The organism is Bradyrhizobium sp. P3_C3 (assembly GCF_056402655.1).
The window spans coordinates 46,925-63,269 of the sequence record NZ_JBFUGY010000020.1; the positions used below are offsets into that span (position 1 = coordinate 46,925).

The window sequence follows — 16,345 nt, forward strand, 5'->3', positions numbered from 1 at the left end:
TCATGGCGCTGGTCGAAGTCAAAGGCGTATCCAAGCGTTTTGGCGGATTGACCGCAGTCTCCGACGTCGACCTCACGGTCAACGCCGGCGAGGTCCACTGCCTGATCGGGCCCAATGGCGCCGGCAAGAGCACATTGTTCAAGTTGATCGTGGGTCTCTACCCGCCGAGCCAGGGCAGCATCCTGTTCGATACCGTCGACATCACCAAGGAGCGTCCCTACGCACGCGTGCAGCGGGGCATGAGCATCAAGATGCAGGCTCCGAGCGTGTTCAAGGAGCTGCCGGTTCGGCAAAACATCCAGACTGCGCTCCAGGAACGACTGTCCGGCGCGGAACGCATCGCCGAGGAGGATCGCCTGCTGACTCTGCTCAACCTGGGGCCGGACAGCGATAAGCTCGCGGGTGCGCTGTCGCATGGCCAGCAGCAATGGCTCGAGATCGGGATGGCGCTGGCGCTGAAGCCGCAGCTCCTGCTACTGGACGAACCGACTGCCGGCATGTCGCCGGAGGAAACCTTCAAGACCGGCGAGCTGATCAAGTCGTTCAATGCAGAGGGTATGACGGTTCTTGTCGTCGAGCACGATATGGCCTTCGTGCGCCAGGTCGCCCAGCGCGTCACAGTGCTGCATCTCGGCAAGATTTTCGCACGTGGCGATCTCGAAAGCATTTTGCAGGACGCGAAAGTCGCGGAAATTTATCTCGGTAAGACGCATGCTCACTGAACCCAAGCCCACTGACCGGATTCTGGACGTATCGGAATTATGGGCGGGATACGGTGCGACGCCGATTCTGCAGGGCGTCACCATGTCGGTCTCCCGCGGCGAGATTGTCGGCGTGATCGGCCGTAACGGTGTCGGCAAGTCGACTCTGATGCGGTGCCTGATCGGTTTGCTGCAAACCTGGCGTGGCACGATCAGCTTCATGGAGCAGGACGTAACAAAGCTCGAAGCCGACGCGCGGGCGAGGGCGGGCTTCGGCTACATCCCGCAGGGACGCGATGTCTTTCCGCAGATGACCGTCGAGGAAAACCTGCAGGTCGGCGAGTTGATCGGCGGTCCCGGCGGCAAGAAGCTGCCTGAACTCGTCTATGAGTATTTTCCGCGACTGAAGGAACGCCGGCGGCAGGCCGCAGGCACGATGTCGGGCGGCGAGCAGCAACAGCTCGCCATAGGCCGCGCGCTGATCGGCAATCCGTCCTTGATGATCCTGGACGAGCCGTCCGAGGGTATCCAGCCCTCGATCGTCCAGCACATCTGCGAGGCGCTGAGATCGTTCCGGAACGAGCTCGGGACCACCATCATCTTCGTCGAGCAGAACCTCGACACGATCCTGGCAATCGCCGAGCGTTGTTACATCATGGAGAAGGGCAAGATCGCGCAGTCGCTGGCAGGTGGCGAGGTTAACGAGGACAATGTCCGCGAGCAGCTCCTGCTCTGAACGGCCGCATGGCATGTTTTCAAGTCGTCAACAGGGAGGGAATGGACATGGATCTGGGACTCAAGGGAGCAAAGGTTCTCGTCACCGGCAGCACCAAGGGGATCGGCAGGGCGATCGCCGACACATTCGCGGCGGAAGGCGCGGATGTCGGCATCTGCGCGCGCAACCAGGCCGACGTCGACAGCGCAGTCGCCGCGATCAAGGCGAAGGGCGTCGCTGCCTTTGGTAGTTCGGTCGATGTCTCCAACGGCCCGGCGCTCAAGGCCTGGGTCGAGGACATGGCCTCGAAGCTTGGCGGCATCGACGTCGTGGTCGCCAATGTCAGTGCGCTGTCGATCGGACAGGACGAGGAGAGCTGGGAGAAGGAATTCTCCACCGACATGATGGGCACCGTGCGGCTGGTCAATGCGGCGATGCCGTATCTCGAGAAGAGCAAGGCCGCGGCGATCGTGACCATCTCCAGCGTTTCAGGGCGGGAGGTTGACTTCGCGAGCGGCCCCTACGGCACGTTCAAGGCCGCGATCATCCACTATACGCAAGGTCTCGCCTTCCAGCTTGCCAGCAAAGGCATCCGCGCCAATTCGGTGTCGCCGGGCAACACCTATTTCGAGGGCGGTGTCTGGAATCAGATCAAGGATGGCAATCCCGAGCTGTACAAGACCGCGCTGGCGCTGAATCCGACCGGCCGCATGGGCACGCCGCAGGAAATGGCGAACGGTGCGGTGTTCCTTGCCAGCAAGGCAGCGAGTTTCATCACGGGGACCAACCTCGTGGTCGACGGTGCCCTCACGCGCGGCGTGCAGTTCTAGGCGCTCCCTGAGTAGCGCAGTCACGAAACCGGGCCGTCTGCGGTGCCGGTGGGCGAAGCCGTTTCCGACAACAGCAGGACTGTCAGATGTCAGCAGATCCAATTCACTACAAGTCGATCATCGAAATCTCCGAGCTGTTCCGCCGCGGCGAGCTTCTACCTTCGAAAGTGACCGAGGTAATGCTGAGCCGGATCGCGAAGCTCGATAGCAAGTTTCACGGTTATGCCTTGGTGCTTGCCGAGCGAGCCATGGCGCAGGCGAAGCGCTGCGACGCCGAGCTTGCCAAGGGCATCTGGCGCGGGCCGCTGCACGGCGTGCCGATCGGATTGAAGGATCTCTGCTACACCACTTTCGCGCCGACCGCCGGCGGCACGACAATCCACGCCCGGTTCGTACCCTCCTTCAACGCGACAATCGTGGACCGGCTCGAACACGCCGGCGCCGTCACGCTCGGCAAGCTAAAAATGACCGAGGGCGCCTATACGAGCCATCATCCCGACGACCAGGCGCCGCTCAATCCCTGGGGGACCGACTACTGGGTCGGCTCCTCCTCAAGCGGATCGGGCGTGGCCACTTCGGCGGGACTTTGCTTTGGCTCGATCGGCAGCGACACCGGCGGCTCGATCCGGTTTCCGTCGGCGACGGGCGGGCTGACCGGGATCAAACCCACCTGGGGACGTGTGAGCCGCCACGGCGTCTTCCCGCTGGCTGACTCTCTCGATCATGTCGGGCCGATGTGCCGGAGCGCAGCCGATGCCGCGGCCATGCTCGGCGTCATCGCGGGCGCAGACGTCAATGATCCAACCGCCCTTCAGGCGCCGGTGCCGAACTATCTGGCGGGGATCGGTGACGGCGTGCGGGGCTTACGGATTGGCGTGGACCGCAGCTACACGCAGGACGGGATCGATCCGCAGGTGGTCGCCGCCTTGCTGGAAGCGGAGCGTACGCTTGCGGACCTCGGCGCCGATATTCGTGAGGTCAAGTTCCCAGCTTACGAGAAGCTCGTGAGCATGTGGATTCCGATGTGCTCCATCGAGACCGCAGAGGCGCATCTCGAGACCTATCCGTCGCGGAAGTCGGAATACGGTCCCGATCTGGCGCAGCTGATCGAGCAGGGCAGATCGATCAGCGGCCTCGAGATCGCTCAGATCCATCATGAGCGGTTGAAGTTCTGCGGCAGCCTCGCTGCGCTGTTCGGCGATATTGACCTGCTCCTGATTCCCACCATGCCCGTGCCGATCCCAACGCTGACCAAGATGGGCGAATACGGCGCCGATCCGAACGTGCTGCTCAGCATCCTGCGCTTCACGGCGGTATTCGACTTCTCGGGCAGCCCGACCATCACGCTACCGAACGGCATGGCGGCGGACCGATTGCCTCTCAGCATGCAGTTCGTCGGTCCGCATCTGTCCGAAGATACGCTTGCCCGCGCCGGGTATGCCTTCCAGTCAGTGACGGATTGGCATACGCAGCGTGCTTCCATCGAATGAAAGGCAGCGAAAGGCATTATAACGTGTCTGAAGTTGAAGGCGCAGCGCTGGCTGCATGCCGAAGCGCTTTGTGGCGTTAGCGGCGATGAAGTTCTGCAGTGCCGACGAGATCTCGGCGTCGGTGTCGGCCGCACGCCGAGCCAGTGCGTCGGTGACCTCGGAAGTCGCATCCCGCGACTACCCCTGGACGGGATTGAAGGATACAATTCGGACCGGATAGGCGTACTGGCCGGACCGCAGATTTTGCAGGATGATCTCGAGGTTGGTGTCAGCCTCGTCGGTCTCGCGCCGGGCGCAACCAGCGCGCGCCGACGTCTTCAAGCACCAGATAGATGTCGCGGTCGATGCGGTCGGCCGGCACGATCGAGGGCGAGGAACGTAATCCCGCGCGGCGGGAATGACGCGACGAGCACGACGTATCGCAGGGATTGTCATCCACAGAATTGGAGCGAGGTGTCGCGCGCGGTCTAGTGTGCTTGGCTAAGGCCGCCTCATCGCCATGGCTGTCACGCGTCGCCTATGCATCTACCTTTCTGTCGGCACACGCTTGTGCTGATCGATCGCGGGGCCTGCCTCCTCTCGCTTGGATGATCGGGTGCTTGCCGCCAGGACCGGATGGAGCGCGTCGTGAAGCTTTGCTCCGTTCCTGATGTTGAACAGATCCGCGGAAGGCCGGCTGTCTCTACTGACGTTCGCAACCGCACAAATCGAGATAGGGCCAGGGTTAGATCCGGCCCGGCGACGTGATCCGCCATTGACAGGTCGGCGGAGATGATAGAATTATAACAGGATAAGTTGCAAAAATAACAATATGTCACCATCGTACCAGCGTCTTGCGGGGCGACGGGAGGAAAGTTTGGAACTGTCCGGTTCGGTTGCAGCAGAACCTCGGTCGTCGACCTCGCTTGTGATGGTCAGTGGCATCAACAAGCGCTTCGGCGGCGTGCGAGCGCTGCGTGACGTCAACCTCGAGGTTCGCGCCGGCGAGGTCCATGCGCTACTGGGCGAGAACGGCGCGGGAAAATCTACCCTGATCAAGATTCTCAGTGGTGTTCATGCCCTCGACAGCGGCACGATCGAGATCGCCGGCAGGCCGGTGGAATTCGACAGCCCGGCGAAGTCGCGCGAGGCGGGGATCGCTGTCGTTTATCAGGATCTCAGCCTCGTCGAATCCTTGAGCGTTGCGGACAATCTGTTGCTCGGCCGTGAGCCGCGTGCGCGTTTCGGCTTCGTCCGGCAGCGCGCGCTGATGGCCAGGGCCGAGGCGTTCCTGAACGCGCTCGGCATTCCCCTGGATGCGAGTGCGGCTGTCGGCTCGCTGCCTTTCGCCTATCGCCAGATGACGGAGATCGCCAAGGCGCTGATGGGCGAGGTCCGGCTTCTGATCCTCGACGAGCCGACCTCCTCGCTGACATCGGATGAGGTCCGGATCCTGTTCGATGCGATCGGGAAGGCGACGCGCCGCGGAGTCGGCGTGATCTATGTGACCCATCGGCTCAATGAGGTGTTCGAGATCTCGCAGCGCGTCACGGTGCTGCGCGATGGCGCTAACGCAGGCACGTTTGTCACCGCCGAGACCGACATGAAGCGGCTGGTGAACGCGATCGTCGGAACCGATCGATCGGCACCCACGGGCCCGCGCACCGAACCTGTCGCGAAGCGTGAATTGGATCCGTCGCCGGTTCTGTCGCTGTCCGACGTGTCCAACGATCGGCTTCGCGCCGTCGATCTGTCCGTGCTGAAGGGCGAGATCCACGGCCTCGCCGGATTGATCGGCAGCGGCCGCACGGAGATTTTGGAGACAGTGTTTGGCCTCCGGCCGCTCGAGAGCGGCGCAATCGAGATCGAGGGCCGGCGATGGCTGCCGAGAGGGCCTGCCGATGCGATCGAGCAGGGCATCGCGCTGGTGCCGGAAGACCGGCATGTGCAGGGTCTGGTCCTGGACCATTCGATCGAGCGAAACGTCACCTTGCCGCGAATTCCCCACTTCTCGCGCTGGGGCTGGATGCAGCAACGCGCCGCCGCCAGGCGGGCGGAAACCGCGGTCGCCAGGCTTTCGGTGAAAGCGCCAGGCGCGTTCAGCCTGGTCAGGACGCTCTCCGGCGGCAACCAGCAAAAGGTCGTGTTCGGAAAATGGAATGATCCGCGGCCGCGCGTGCTGCTCCTGGATGAACCGACGGTCGGCGTCGACGTGGGCGCACGCGAGGAAATCTATGCCGTGATCCGGAATGCCGTCCGCGACGGCAGCGGGGTCCTGGTCGTCTCGTCCGATCTCGTCGAATTGATCGAGCTCTGCGACCGCATCTCCGTGATCGTCAACGGGCGTGTAGCTCGTACGCTGTCGCGCGGCGAGATCGATGATGCCGAAGAGCTGCATCATCTCCTCCAGATGTACCAGGCCTCCGGGCCGGGCCACTTGCAAGAGCTTCCCGCATGACCGAACTGACTGCTCCCAACGTGGTCGCCTCGTCGACCCCATCTGATCGCCGCCGCAAGATTCTCCAGAATTTGCTGCGGGGCGAGCGGCCGTACATGCTGTACATCGCCTTCGTGATCCTGCTGGTCGTGTTCAGCCTGTCTTCGCCCTGGTTTCTCTCGGTCGACAATTTCCTGAACATCGGGCGCCAGACCACGCTGGTGTCGATCATTGCAGTCGGCATGACCTTCATCATCATCGCACGTCAGATCGATCTGTCGGTTGCCTCGACGCTGGCGTTGTCGGGCATGGCGGCCGCTCTCGCGATGAGCCAGATCAACAACAGCTGGATCGTGGGGGCCGTGGCCGGGCTCGGCACCGGTGCGCTGGTCGGGCTGCTCAATGGCATCCTGACCACGCAGCTATCGATCCCGTCATTCCTGGTGACGCTGGGCTCACTGAGCATGGCGCGGGGACTGGCGATGATGGTGACCAACACCAAGCCGGTGATCATCACCAACGAGACCTATTTCGCGATCTTTGGCGAAGGCACGTTCCTCGGCATACCGGTTCCGATCGCCTGGACTTTGGCGGCGATGATTATCGGCATCCTGCTGCTGCACTACAATGTGTTCGGCCGGCGCATCTATGCGGTCGGCGGCAACCCGACCGCGGCGCTCTATTCCGGCATCAACACCAAACGGATCACGACTGCGGCCTTTGTCCTGACCGGCACGCTGGCCGGATTGGCGGCGCTGGTGCTGTCGGCGCGTTCACATGCTGCGCGGCCAGATGTCGTGCAGGGCATGGAACTCGACGTCATCGCCGCGGTGATCCTCGGTGGCTGCAGCCTGTTCGGCGGGCGCGGCTACATCCTGGGGACGCTGTTCGGCAGCTTGATCATTGGCACGCTCAACAACGGCCTTGTTCTGCTCGGCGTGAGCTCGCCGATGCAGCTCGTGATCAAGGGGGCGATCATCGTTGCCGCGGTTGCTTTCACGAAACGCTAGTCGACGTCAGGCGCGGCGCATGAACAACAAGTTCATTGCGCTGCGCGGGTAGGGGCAAGGTCGCTGGCCCTCCGGTGAATCGGCGACCAAAAAATGGAGGAAACAATGAAGCCAATCTTGCGACAAACCTTGCCTTTGACTGCGTTGGTGGCCGCTGCCGCCCTCTCGATGATCCCGTCGGCTCGCGCCGAAGTGCCCGCGACCTGCGTCAAGGGTGTCGATCTCGCGAAGCTCGGGCCGAAGTCGATCGTCGGCCAGGGACCCCACGGCGAAAAGGCGGCTTCCCCCGAGGTGCTCGCGCTGTCGGAAGCCGACGCCGCCAAGATCAAGGAGAAGAACTTCAAGGTCGGCATCTCCATGCAGACGGTCAACCTCGACTGGTCGCAGCTCCAGATCCAGGGCATCACCGATACGCTGAAGAAGTACGGCGTGACGGTGACGGGCGTCGCGTCCGCCGAATATCAGGTGGACAAGCAGATCGCCGATATCGAGAACACGATCCAGCAGCATCCGGACGGCATCATTTCGATTCCGGTCGATTTCACCGCGACCGCGCCGACCTACAAGAAGATCGCCAAAGCCGGCATCAAGCTCGTGCTGATGGACAGCATCCCGACTGGTCTGAAGCATCCCGAGGAATATGCGACGATGGTCTCGGCCGATAGCCAGGGCAATGGCCAGATCGCGGCACAGATCCTGGCATCCTGCGTGGCGCAGGGCGGCACCATCGGTCTCGTCAATTTCGGCGTCGACTATTTCAGCACCAACGAGCGCACCAAGGGCGTGCGGGAGTGGATGAAAGCAAACCGCCCTGACATCAAGATGAAGCAGGTCGACTTCACCGATCCGCCGAAGGTCTCGCAGATCGCGGGCGACTTCCTGACCGGCAATCCCGACGTCAAGGGACTGTACGCGGTGTGGGATCAACCGGCGCTCGACACGCTGAGCTCGATGCGGGCTCAGGGCATCGATATTCCCATGACGACGGTCGACCTCGGTCTGCAATCGGCGATCGAGATTGCCAAGGGCGGGCCGCTGAAGGCGACCGGCTCGCAGCGTCCCTACGACCAGGGCGTCGCCGAGGCGATGGCGATGATGAACGCGCTGTTGGGTAAGGAAACGCCTGGCTGGATCGGTGTGCAGTCGCTGCCGGTGACGCAGTCGAATGTGCTGGAGTCCTACAAGACCGTATTCAAGAAGGACCCGCCGGCCGAGCTGACGGATGCCTGCAAAAAGGCGAAGCCCGCCTGCAACTAGCCCGAAACAGCGATGCGCGATCCACCGAGACCGCGCATCGCTCAGCAAGCCTGATCCGGGCGAACCAGCCCCCGTCCGGATCAGGCCGTGCTGGTGACGTATTCGACGGGAAGGCTGCGGAAGTGCTTGCGCGTGTCTGCCGACACGGAGCCACCGACGATGATCCGCGAGAATGAGCTGACGTCGGAGAAGAACGCCGGCTTGAGGCTGCCGAGCTTGCTGGCGTCGACCACGAGGATGCTCTCCATCGCGGTAGCGATGACGGCCTGCTTGATGGCGACTTCGTGAAAATTCGAGCAGCTGGCGCCGCGGGTCCAGTGCAGGCCGCCGGCCGAGATGAAAGCCTTGTTGACCCCGAGCCGCCGCAGGTAGGACAGGCCGTCATCCGACGAGAACGACTGCGACGACGGATGGTAGAGCCCGCCCATCAACATCACCTGCGTCGCTGGCCGGTGGGTGACGATCGAGGCGACGTTCAGCGAATAGCAGATCACCGAGAGAGGCATGTCTTCGGGCAGGCAATCCGCCAGCGACTGCATCGTGGTGCCGCAGTCGATGAAGATGGTGTCACCTTCCTTGATCGAGGCGGCTGCGGATCGGCAGGCGAGGCGCTTGTCCTGTGTGTGCTGGTCGATTTCCTGTTCGAATGTGTACTTGATCCCGGTCGGCGACGCCGCGTTGACGACGTAGCCGCCGAGCAGGGCGAGCGCCGCCTCGGGCCCGGCAAGGTCGCGCCTGACCGTCATCTCCGACACCTTCAGCAGCTCTGCGGCGTCCTTCAGATGCAGTGCGCCGCTCGTCTCGACGGCGCGTCGCAGCCGTTGCAGCCGTTGGACGCGGGTCTCGCTGGGGCGTGCGGTCGGTGTTTCAGTCATTTTCGTCACCGAGCTTGCTTATCCGGTTGACAATGATCTTACAATGATGTGAGTTTAGCAACGTCAATCTGTTACAATAATAACATTTGGCCCAAGGGGTGTTTCGCTGTCGGCGACGGGAGGCAGCAGAAGCGCCGGCGGCCAAGGGATGGGAGGATCGCATGTTGCAATCGGCACATTCAGTCTATCTGCCGTTTCAGCCGATTCGCTAGCATTGCGCGGCGTACCGATGGCGCAGGGCGTCTTGATATCAAATCCATCCGCGGTGCCGGCGCAGCCCCATGCGCGGGATCACAATCATCCGCATCCGATCGCGCGCAACAGCGGCCGCGCGCTCGAGATGGACTGGGTCGATGATATCCGGATCAATCTGTCCGCCGCCGAGCGCCGCGTTGCGAGTCTGCCGGGCCGGCGCACCGTCAAGAAGGACGCGCAGGCGGCGTGGTTGCTCAAGGCGATCACCTGCATCGACCTGACGACACTCAACGGCGACGATACGGCCGAACGGGTGAAGCGTCTCTGTGCCAAGGCGAGGGCCCCGATACGAAGTGACCTCGTCGAGGCACTCGGTTTTGCCGGGCGCCGGCTGCACACGGGCGCGATCTGCGTCTATCACCGCTTCGTCGCAACCGCGGTCGAAGCGCTCGATGGGTATGACATTCCGGTCGCTGCGGTTTCGACTGGATTTCCGGCAGGCCTCGTGCCTCACGATCTGAAACTCAAGGAGATCGAGGCGTCCGTCAGGGACGGTGCGCAGGAGATCGACATCGTCATCACGCGTGAGCATGTGCTGACCGGAGACTGGCGGGCTCTCTACGCCGAGGTCCGGGATTTCCGCGCAGCCTGCGGCGATGCGCATCTGAAAACGATCCTGGCAACCGGTGACCTCAAAACGCTGCGCAACGTCGCCAAGGCGTCGATGGTCTGCATGATGGCCGGCGCGGACTTCATCAAGACCTCCACCGGCAAGGAAGGCGTCAATGCCACGCTGCCGGTGACGCTGGCGATGCTGCGCATGATCAGGGTCTATGAGGAGCGGACCGGCTTCAAGATAGGCTTCAAGCCGGCCGGCGGAATCTCGACGGCGAAGGATGTGCTCAACTACCAGTTCCTGATGAAGGAGGAGTTGGGACGCGATTGGCTCGAGCCGGATCTGTTCCGCGTCGGCGCCTCGAGCCTGCTCGCCGACATCGAGCGCCAGCTCGAGCATCACGTCACCGGCCGCTACTCGGCCTTCAACCGTCATCCCGTGGGCTGAGCATGAGTATCGCACATTACTTTGAGACCATGGATTATGGTCCCGCTCCCGAGGCGGACGGCGAGGCGCGCGCCTGGCTGAAGCGGCACGACGCGACGTTTGGGCATTTCATTGCCGGCAAATTCGTCGCGCCGGCTTCGGGCAAGCATCTGGCGACGATCGAGCCAGCCACCGGAAAGACGCTGGCCAAGATCGCGCAAGGCATCGCAGCGGATGTCGAGGCTGCAGTCGGCGCCGCGCGATCGGCGCAGTCGTCATGGGCAAAGCTCGGTGGTCACGGTCGTGCCCGTCATCTCTATGCGCTGGCGCGCATGCTGCAACGTCACGCTCGTCTGTTCGCGGTATTGGAAGCGATCGACAATGGCAAACCGATCAGGGAAACCCGCGATCTCGACGTGCCGCTGGCCGCGCGCCACTTCCTGTATCACGCCGGCTGGGCACAATTGCAGGACCGCGAATTCGCCGACCATGTCCCGGTCGGTGTGATCGGCCAGATCATCCCCTGGAACTTTCCGCTGCTGATGCTGGCCTGGAAGATCGCGCCCGCGCTGGCGACCGGCAACACCGTGGTGCTGAAGCCGGCGGAGTTCACGTCACTCACCGCGCTGCTGTTCGCCGAGCTCGCGGCGGAAGCCGGCCTGCCGCCCGGCGTGTTGAATGTGGTGACGGGTGATGGCGCCACCGGCGCGTTGCTGGTCGAAAATCCCGGTGTCGACAAGATCGCCTTCACGGGGTCGACCGAGGTCGGGCGGTTGATCCGTCAGTCGACCGCAGGCAGCGGCAAGTCGCTGACGCTCGAGCTCGGCGGCAAGTCGCCGTTCATCGTGTTCGACGACGCCGACATCGATGGCGCCGTGGAAGGCGTGGTCGATGCGATCTGGTTCAACCAGGGCCAGGTCTGTTGTGCCGGATCGCGGCTTCTGCTGCAGGAAGGGATCGCAGAGACATTCCGCAAGCGCCTCATCCGCCGCATGGAGACGCTGCGCGTGGGTCCGCCGCTCGACAAGGCGATCGACATGGGCGCGGTGGTCGCACCGGTGCAGCTCGAGCGGATCAAGGCGCTGGTCGAAACCGGCGTCAAGGAGGGCGGCGAGAAGTATCAGGCGCCGGGGCCGATCCCCGCTGAGGGATGCTTCTATCCCCCAACCTTGCTTTGGAACGTACATCCGTCATCGACCGTGGCGATCGAGGAGATATTCGGCCCGGTGCTGGTCGCGATGACGTTCCGCACGCCGGACGAGGCGGTGATGCTCGCCAACAACACGCGCTATGGCCTTGCCGCCAGCGTGTGGAGCGAGACCATCGGGCTGGCGCTCGATATCGCGCCGAAGCTTCAGGCCGGCGTGGTCTGGGTCAATGCGACCAATTTGTTCGATGCCAGCGTCGGCTTCGGCGGCTATCGCGAGTCCGGCTTCGGTCGCGAGGGCGGCCGGGAAGGTCTCTACGAATATCTCAAGCCGAAAGCCTGGAGCGGGCGGAAGCCGCGGGCGAAGGTGCCGCCGCCATCCCCGGCGGCTTCTAACGACGGCGCCGGATTTGGCACGCCGCCGATCGACCGAACCGCCAAGCTGTTCGTCGGCGGCAAGCAGGTTCGTCCCGACGGAAATTATTCGCGCGCGGTGCTGTCGCCGAAGGGGAAGCACCTCGGCGAAGCCGGCGAGGGCAATCGCAAGGATATCCGTAACGCGGTGGCCGCGGCGCGCTCGGCCGAGGGTTGGGCGCGGGCGACGACGCATAATCGCGCCCAAATCCTCTACTACCTTGCCGAGAATCTGTCCGCGCGTGGCGACGAGTTCGCCCGGCGCATCGGGGATATGACCGGCGTTTCGCCCGCCAAGGCGCGCGTGGAGGTCGAGGCGAGTATCGAGCGGCTGTTCAGCTATGGGGCCTGGGCCGACAAATACGAGGGGACGATCCATGCACCGCCGTTGCGCGGCGTGGCGCTTGCCATGCACGAGCCGATCGGCGTGGTCGGGGTGGCCTGTCCGGACGAGGCCCCGTTGCTGGGCTTCATCAGCCTGGTGGCACCGTTGATTGCGATGGGCAACCGCGTCGTCGCCGTCCCAAGCGAGCGGCATCCGCTTGCAGCGACCGATTTTTATCAGGTGCTGGAGACGTCGGATGTGCCGGCAGGCGTCGTCAATATCGTCACCGGCGAGCGCGATGCGCTCGCAAAGGTTCTTGCCGAGCATGACGACGTCGATGCGCTCTGGGTGTTCGGCTCGCAGGCGGCCTCGACTGCTGCGGAGCGGCTGTCGATCGGCAACCTCAAGCGCACGCTGGTCGACCACGGGCTGGCGCTCGATTGGTACGACCGGGTGGCGAGCGAAGGTCCGATCCTGCTCCGCCACGCGGTGCAGGTGAAGAACATCTGGATTCCCTATGGGGACTAAAGACGTCACCTTGCGGTGATACGGGTTGGCATCCGGACCATCAGAGTTCGGGCGATTTTGAAGACAAGGGAGGGACGCAACATGCTCAAGGGCATCAATCCACTGCTCAATGCCGACGTGCTTTATGCCTTGCGCGCAATGGGGCACGGGGACCGCCTCGTGGTGTGCGACACCAATTTTCCTGCCGACTCCATCGCGCGCCAGACCGTGTTCGGCGAGCTGCTTCGCATCGACAACGTCAGTACGGCAAAGGCGATCGAAGCCATCCTCTCGGTGCTGCCGCTCGACACGTTCGTCGACGATGCCGCAATCCGCATGGAGATTGTTGGCCAGCCCCAGGAGGTGCCGCCGGTGCAGCGCGAGGTGCAGGCCGCGATCGACCGCGCCGAGGGACGCTCCTGGCCGCTGGTCGGGGTCGAGCGCCATGCCTTCTATGAAAAGGCCAAGACGGCCTACTGCGTGATCGCCACGGGAGAGCGGCGCTTCTACGGCTGCTTCCTGTTTTCCAAGGGCGTCATCGCGCCGGACGGAGAGTGACGACCATGAGCAAGACTGGCGTCGCAGTGCTCGGCATCTTCGTCGTCGATCTGGCCTTCCGGGCCGGCAACATGCCCGCGATCGGTGAAACGATCGCCGGCTCGGGATTTGCCATGGGACCAGGCGGCAAGGGGTCGAACCAGGCCGTGGCCGCTGCGCGCGCAGGCGCAGGTGTGACCTTCATCTCCCGGATCGGCCGCGACGCCTTCGGTGATCTTGCCATCAAGACGTGGGAAACCGAGGGCATTCGACCGCGCGTCGCCAGGACTGCGGAGGCGCCGACCGGCGCGGCCTTCATCTATGTCCACGAGACACGCGGCGACAACGCCATCATCGTGGTGAGCGGAGCGGCCGACGGTCTCAGCCCCACCGACGTCGATGCGGCGGCGGATGCGATCCGCACCAGCCGCGTCTTCGTGACCCAGCTCGAGCAACCGGTCGCGGCCGCGCAGCGCGGGCTCGAGATCGCGCGCGCCGCGGGCAGCATCACCGTGTTCAACCCGGCACCTGCGGTCAAATTCGACGATGGCCTGTTTGCCTTGTGCGACTACGTCGTTCCCAATGAGACCGAGGCGGAAGCGCTGACGGGGATCGCGGTGAGCGATCTTGCCGGCGCCCGCCGCGCCGGCGAAGCGTTGGTGGCCAAGGGAGCGGGCACCGCGCTGATCACGCTCGGCGAACGCGGGGCGCTGTTTCACGGGCGAGATCGCTCGCTACACGTGCCCCCGTTTGCCGCCGGCAAGGTGGTCGAAACCGCGGGCGCGGGCGATGCATTCGTCGGCGGCTTCGCTGCAGCGCTTGCGGGCGGCGCCGATCCCCTGGAAGCGGCGCGCTTCGGTTCCGCCACGGCGGGGATTTCCGTGACGCGCGCGGGGACTGCGCCTGCCATGCCGCGGCGCGCTGAGATTGAAGCCCTGTTGAAGGGATGATCTGCTCATGATGCGGAATGATCCGATCAAGCATGTCTTCATCTGGCCGGCGGTGCTCGTCGTGCTGGCGATCTCGATCTTTCCGCTGATCTATTCGTTGACCACGAGCTTCCTCAGCTATCGCCTGGTTCCGCCGATCCCGCCGCGGGTCGTGTGGTTCGGCAATTATGCTACGCTCCTGCAAGAGCCGCGCTTCTGGAATGCGATCTTCACGACGACGCTGATCGCGTTCATTGCCGTCGGGTTGCAATACGTGATCGGGTTTGGCGTTGCGCTCGCGCTGAACGCGCGCGTTCCGGGCGAACGGCTATTTCGCGTGGCCTTGCTGCTGCCCATGCTTCTGGCCCCGGTCGCCGTCGCGCTTGTTGCTCGCATGATCTTCAATCCGACCATGGGGCCGCTCAACCAGTTCCTTTCCATGTTCGGCATGGCGAACCTGCCGTTCCTCACCAACGGTCATTGGGCGCTCGCCTGCATCATCGCTGTTGAGATCTGGCAGTGGACCCCGTTCATCATCCTGATGATGCTGGCTGGCCTGCAAACGCTCCCCGAAGATGTCTACGAGGCGGCCGAGCTTGAGAACGCCAGCGCCTGGCAACAGTTCTGGGGCATCACCTTTCCGATGATGCTGCCGATCTCCGCCGCGGTCGTCTTCATCCGCCTGATCGAGAGCTACAAGATCATGGACACCGTATTCGTGATGACGGGCGGCGGACCGGGGGTGGACACCGAGACCCTGACCTTGTTCGCCTATCAGGAGGGTTTCAAGAAGTTCAATCTCGGCTACACGTCGGCGCTCAGCTTCCTGTTCCTGATCGCCATCACGATCATTGGCGTCACTTATCTGGCGCTGCTGCGGCCGCATCTGGAGAAGCACCGATGAGCGGGCAGGGCCTTACCGGACTGTCGCGCTGGAGCCGCCGCCTGGTCGCGGCCGGTGTCTTCGCATGGTGCCTGATCACGGCGTTTCCGCTCTATTGGGTGGTCGTGACGGCGTTCAAGACCCCGCCGGGCGTGGTCGGCGGCCCGACCTATATTCCGTTCGTCGATTTCACGCCGACCCTGCAGCCCTTCATTGATCTCTATCAGGGTATCCGTGGCGAGTTCTTCCGGACCTTTTTGAACTCGACAATCGTTGGCTTGTCGGCGGCAGCGATCGCGACTGCCGTCGGCGCAATGGCGGCCTACGCGCTGGTGCGGTTCGAATTCAGGGTGCGCTTCGGCGCCGGCCTGATCTTCTTCCTGCTCGCGCTCGGCGGCTATCTGCTGTTCAACAATTCGCTCGGCTTCACCCGCCCGCAGGCGCTGCTGCTGGCGTTCCCGATCGCGCTTGTCGCTGCAATCCTGGCCAACCGCCTGCCGCTGCCGGGGCCGATCCTCGGCAATGAAGACATCCTGTTCTGGTTCGTCAGCCAGCGCATGTTTCCGCCGATCGTCACGGCCTTCGCGCTGTATCTCCTCTACAGCGAAATCGGCCGGCTCGGCTTCCAGCTCATCGACAGCTATGTCGGCCTGACGCTGTGCTACGTCGCGTTCTCGCTGCCGATCGTGGTCTGGCTGATGCGCGACTTTTTCGAGGCCATTCCGATCGAGGTCGAAGAAGCCGCGATGGTCGACAACGTGCCAAGTTGGCGCATCTTCCTCGGCATCGTGGTGCCAATGTCGATGAACGGACTGCTGGCGACTTTCATGATCACGCTCGCCTTCGTCTGGAACGAGTTCCTGTTCGCGCTGTTCCTGACCAATTCCAGATGGCAGACGCTGCCGATCCTGGTGGCGGGACAGAACAGCCAGCGCGGCGACGAATGGTGGGCGATCTCGGCCGCGGCGCTCGTCGCCATCATTCCGATGATGATCATGGCAGGTCTGCTCAGCCGCATGATGCGGTCGGGCCTGCTGCTCGGAGCGATCAAATAGCAAAAACCTATGTAGGG

At 63.4% G+C, this 16,345-nt stretch carries 14 protein-coding genes and 1 pseudogene; 13 read left to right on the forward strand and 2 right to left on the reverse strand.

The window, feature by feature from the left end; genetic code table 11:
* Nucleotides 1-2: 2 nt before the first annotated feature.
* The 4 genes from AC1DW2_RS22810 to AC1DW2_RS22825 all read left to right on the forward strand — a co-directional run bounded on the left by AC1DW2_RS22810 (nt 3) and on the right by AC1DW2_RS22825 (nt 3,736).
* A complete protein-coding gene (locus AC1DW2_RS22810) occupies nt 3-722 on the forward strand; it encodes an ABC transporter ATP-binding protein (protein ID WP_085404254.1) in 720 nt (239 codons plus the stop codon).
* The gene (locus tag AC1DW2_RS22815; protein ID WP_135214633.1) at nt 712-1,437 is read left to right on the forward strand and encodes an ABC transporter ATP-binding protein; all 726 of its coding nucleotides are present in this window, start codon (nt 712-714) and stop codon (nt 1,435-1,437) included. The genes AC1DW2_RS22810 and AC1DW2_RS22815 overlap by 11 nt, the downstream gene beginning before the upstream one ends.
* A gap of 47 nt (nt 1,438-1,484) precedes the next feature.
* The gene (locus tag AC1DW2_RS22820) at nt 1,485-2,246 is read left to right on the forward strand and encodes an SDR family NAD(P)-dependent oxidoreductase (RefSeq protein ID WP_028158375.1); all 762 of its coding nucleotides are present in this window, start codon (nt 1,485-1,487) and stop codon (nt 2,244-2,246) included.
* Nucleotides 2,247-2,332: 86 nt separating this feature from the next.
* Complete coding sequence (locus AC1DW2_RS22825) at nt 2,333-3,736, forward strand: amidase (RefSeq protein WP_354131418.1); 1,404 nt, start codon at nt 2,333-2,335, stop codon at nt 3,734-3,736.
* 33 nt (nt 3,737-3,769) lie between these two features.
* Here the strand turns inward: AC1DW2_RS22825 and AC1DW2_RS22830 are convergent.
* A pseudogene (locus tag AC1DW2_RS22830) lies at nt 3,770-4,175 on the reverse strand (hypothetical protein); the annotation flags it as partial.
* Between the two features lie 372 nt (nt 4,176-4,547).
* Here AC1DW2_RS22830 and AC1DW2_RS22835 point away from each other — a divergent pair.
* The 3 genes from AC1DW2_RS22835 (at nt 4,548) to AC1DW2_RS22845 (ending at nt 8,419) form a co-directional block, all read left to right on the forward strand.
* Entirely contained in the window at nt 4,548-6,173 is a 1,626-nt protein-coding gene (locus tag AC1DW2_RS22835; RefSeq protein WP_404979442.1) for a sugar ABC transporter ATP-binding protein, read from the forward strand.
* Nucleotides 6,170-7,162: an ABC transporter permease gene (locus tag AC1DW2_RS22840; RefSeq protein ID WP_283017018.1), complete on the forward strand. Its 993-nt coding sequence runs from the start codon at nt 6,170-6,172 to the stop codon at nt 7,160-7,162. The genes AC1DW2_RS22835 and AC1DW2_RS22840 overlap by 4 nt, the downstream gene beginning before the upstream one ends.
* A gap of 147 nt (nt 7,163-7,309) precedes the next feature.
* The gene (locus tag AC1DW2_RS22845; RefSeq protein ID WP_247309287.1) at nt 7,310-8,419 is read left to right on the forward strand and encodes a substrate-binding domain-containing protein; all 1,110 of its coding nucleotides are present in this window, start codon (nt 7,310-7,312) and stop codon (nt 8,417-8,419) included.
* 80 nt (nt 8,420-8,499) lie between these two features.
* Here the strand turns inward: AC1DW2_RS22845 and AC1DW2_RS22850 are convergent, their stop codons facing one another.
* A complete protein-coding gene (locus AC1DW2_RS22850; protein WP_085404259.1) occupies nt 8,500-9,294 on the reverse strand; it encodes a DeoR/GlpR family DNA-binding transcription regulator in 795 nt (264 codons plus the stop codon).
* 340 nt (nt 9,295-9,634) lie between these two features.
* On the opposite strand from AC1DW2_RS22850, the gene deoC reads away from it, so the two are divergent.
* The 6 genes from deoC to AC1DW2_RS22880 all read left to right on the forward strand — a co-directional run bounded on the left by deoC (nt 9,635) and on the right by AC1DW2_RS22880 (nt 16,328).
* Nucleotides 9,635-10,552 carry a deoxyribose-phosphate aldolase gene (deoC, locus tag AC1DW2_RS22855; RefSeq protein WP_224580998.1) on the forward strand — a complete coding sequence of 306 codons (918 nt, stop codon included), beginning with the start codon at nt 9,635-9,637 and terminating at the stop codon, nt 10,550-10,552.
* Nucleotides 10,553-10,554: 2 nt separating this feature from the next.
* Nucleotides 10,555-12,945 (forward strand): aldehyde dehydrogenase family protein, encoded by a 2,391-nt coding sequence (locus AC1DW2_RS22860; RefSeq protein ID WP_354131419.1) that lies wholly within the window; start codon nt 10,555-10,557, stop codon nt 12,943-12,945.
* 81 nt (nt 12,946-13,026) lie between these two features.
* Entirely contained in the window at nt 13,027-13,482 is a 456-nt protein-coding gene (locus tag AC1DW2_RS22865; protein WP_014494077.1) for an RbsD/FucU family protein, read from the forward strand.
* 5 nt (nt 13,483-13,487) lie between these two features.
* On the forward strand, nt 13,488-14,411 hold the full coding sequence (locus AC1DW2_RS22870) for a ribokinase (RefSeq protein WP_354131420.1): 924 nt from the start codon (nt 13,488-13,490) through the stop codon (nt 14,409-14,411).
* Nucleotides 14,412-14,418: 7 nt separating this feature from the next.
* The gene (locus AC1DW2_RS22875; protein WP_354131421.1) at nt 14,419-15,294 is read left to right on the forward strand and encodes a carbohydrate ABC transporter permease; all 876 of its coding nucleotides are present in this window, start codon (nt 14,419-14,421) and stop codon (nt 15,292-15,294) included.
* Nucleotides 15,291-16,328 (forward strand): carbohydrate ABC transporter permease, encoded by a 1,038-nt coding sequence (locus tag AC1DW2_RS22880; protein ID WP_354131422.1) that lies wholly within the window; start codon nt 15,291-15,293, stop codon nt 16,326-16,328. The genes AC1DW2_RS22875 and AC1DW2_RS22880 overlap by 4 nt, the downstream gene beginning before the upstream one ends.
* Nucleotides 16,329-16,345: the final 17 nt, after the last annotated feature.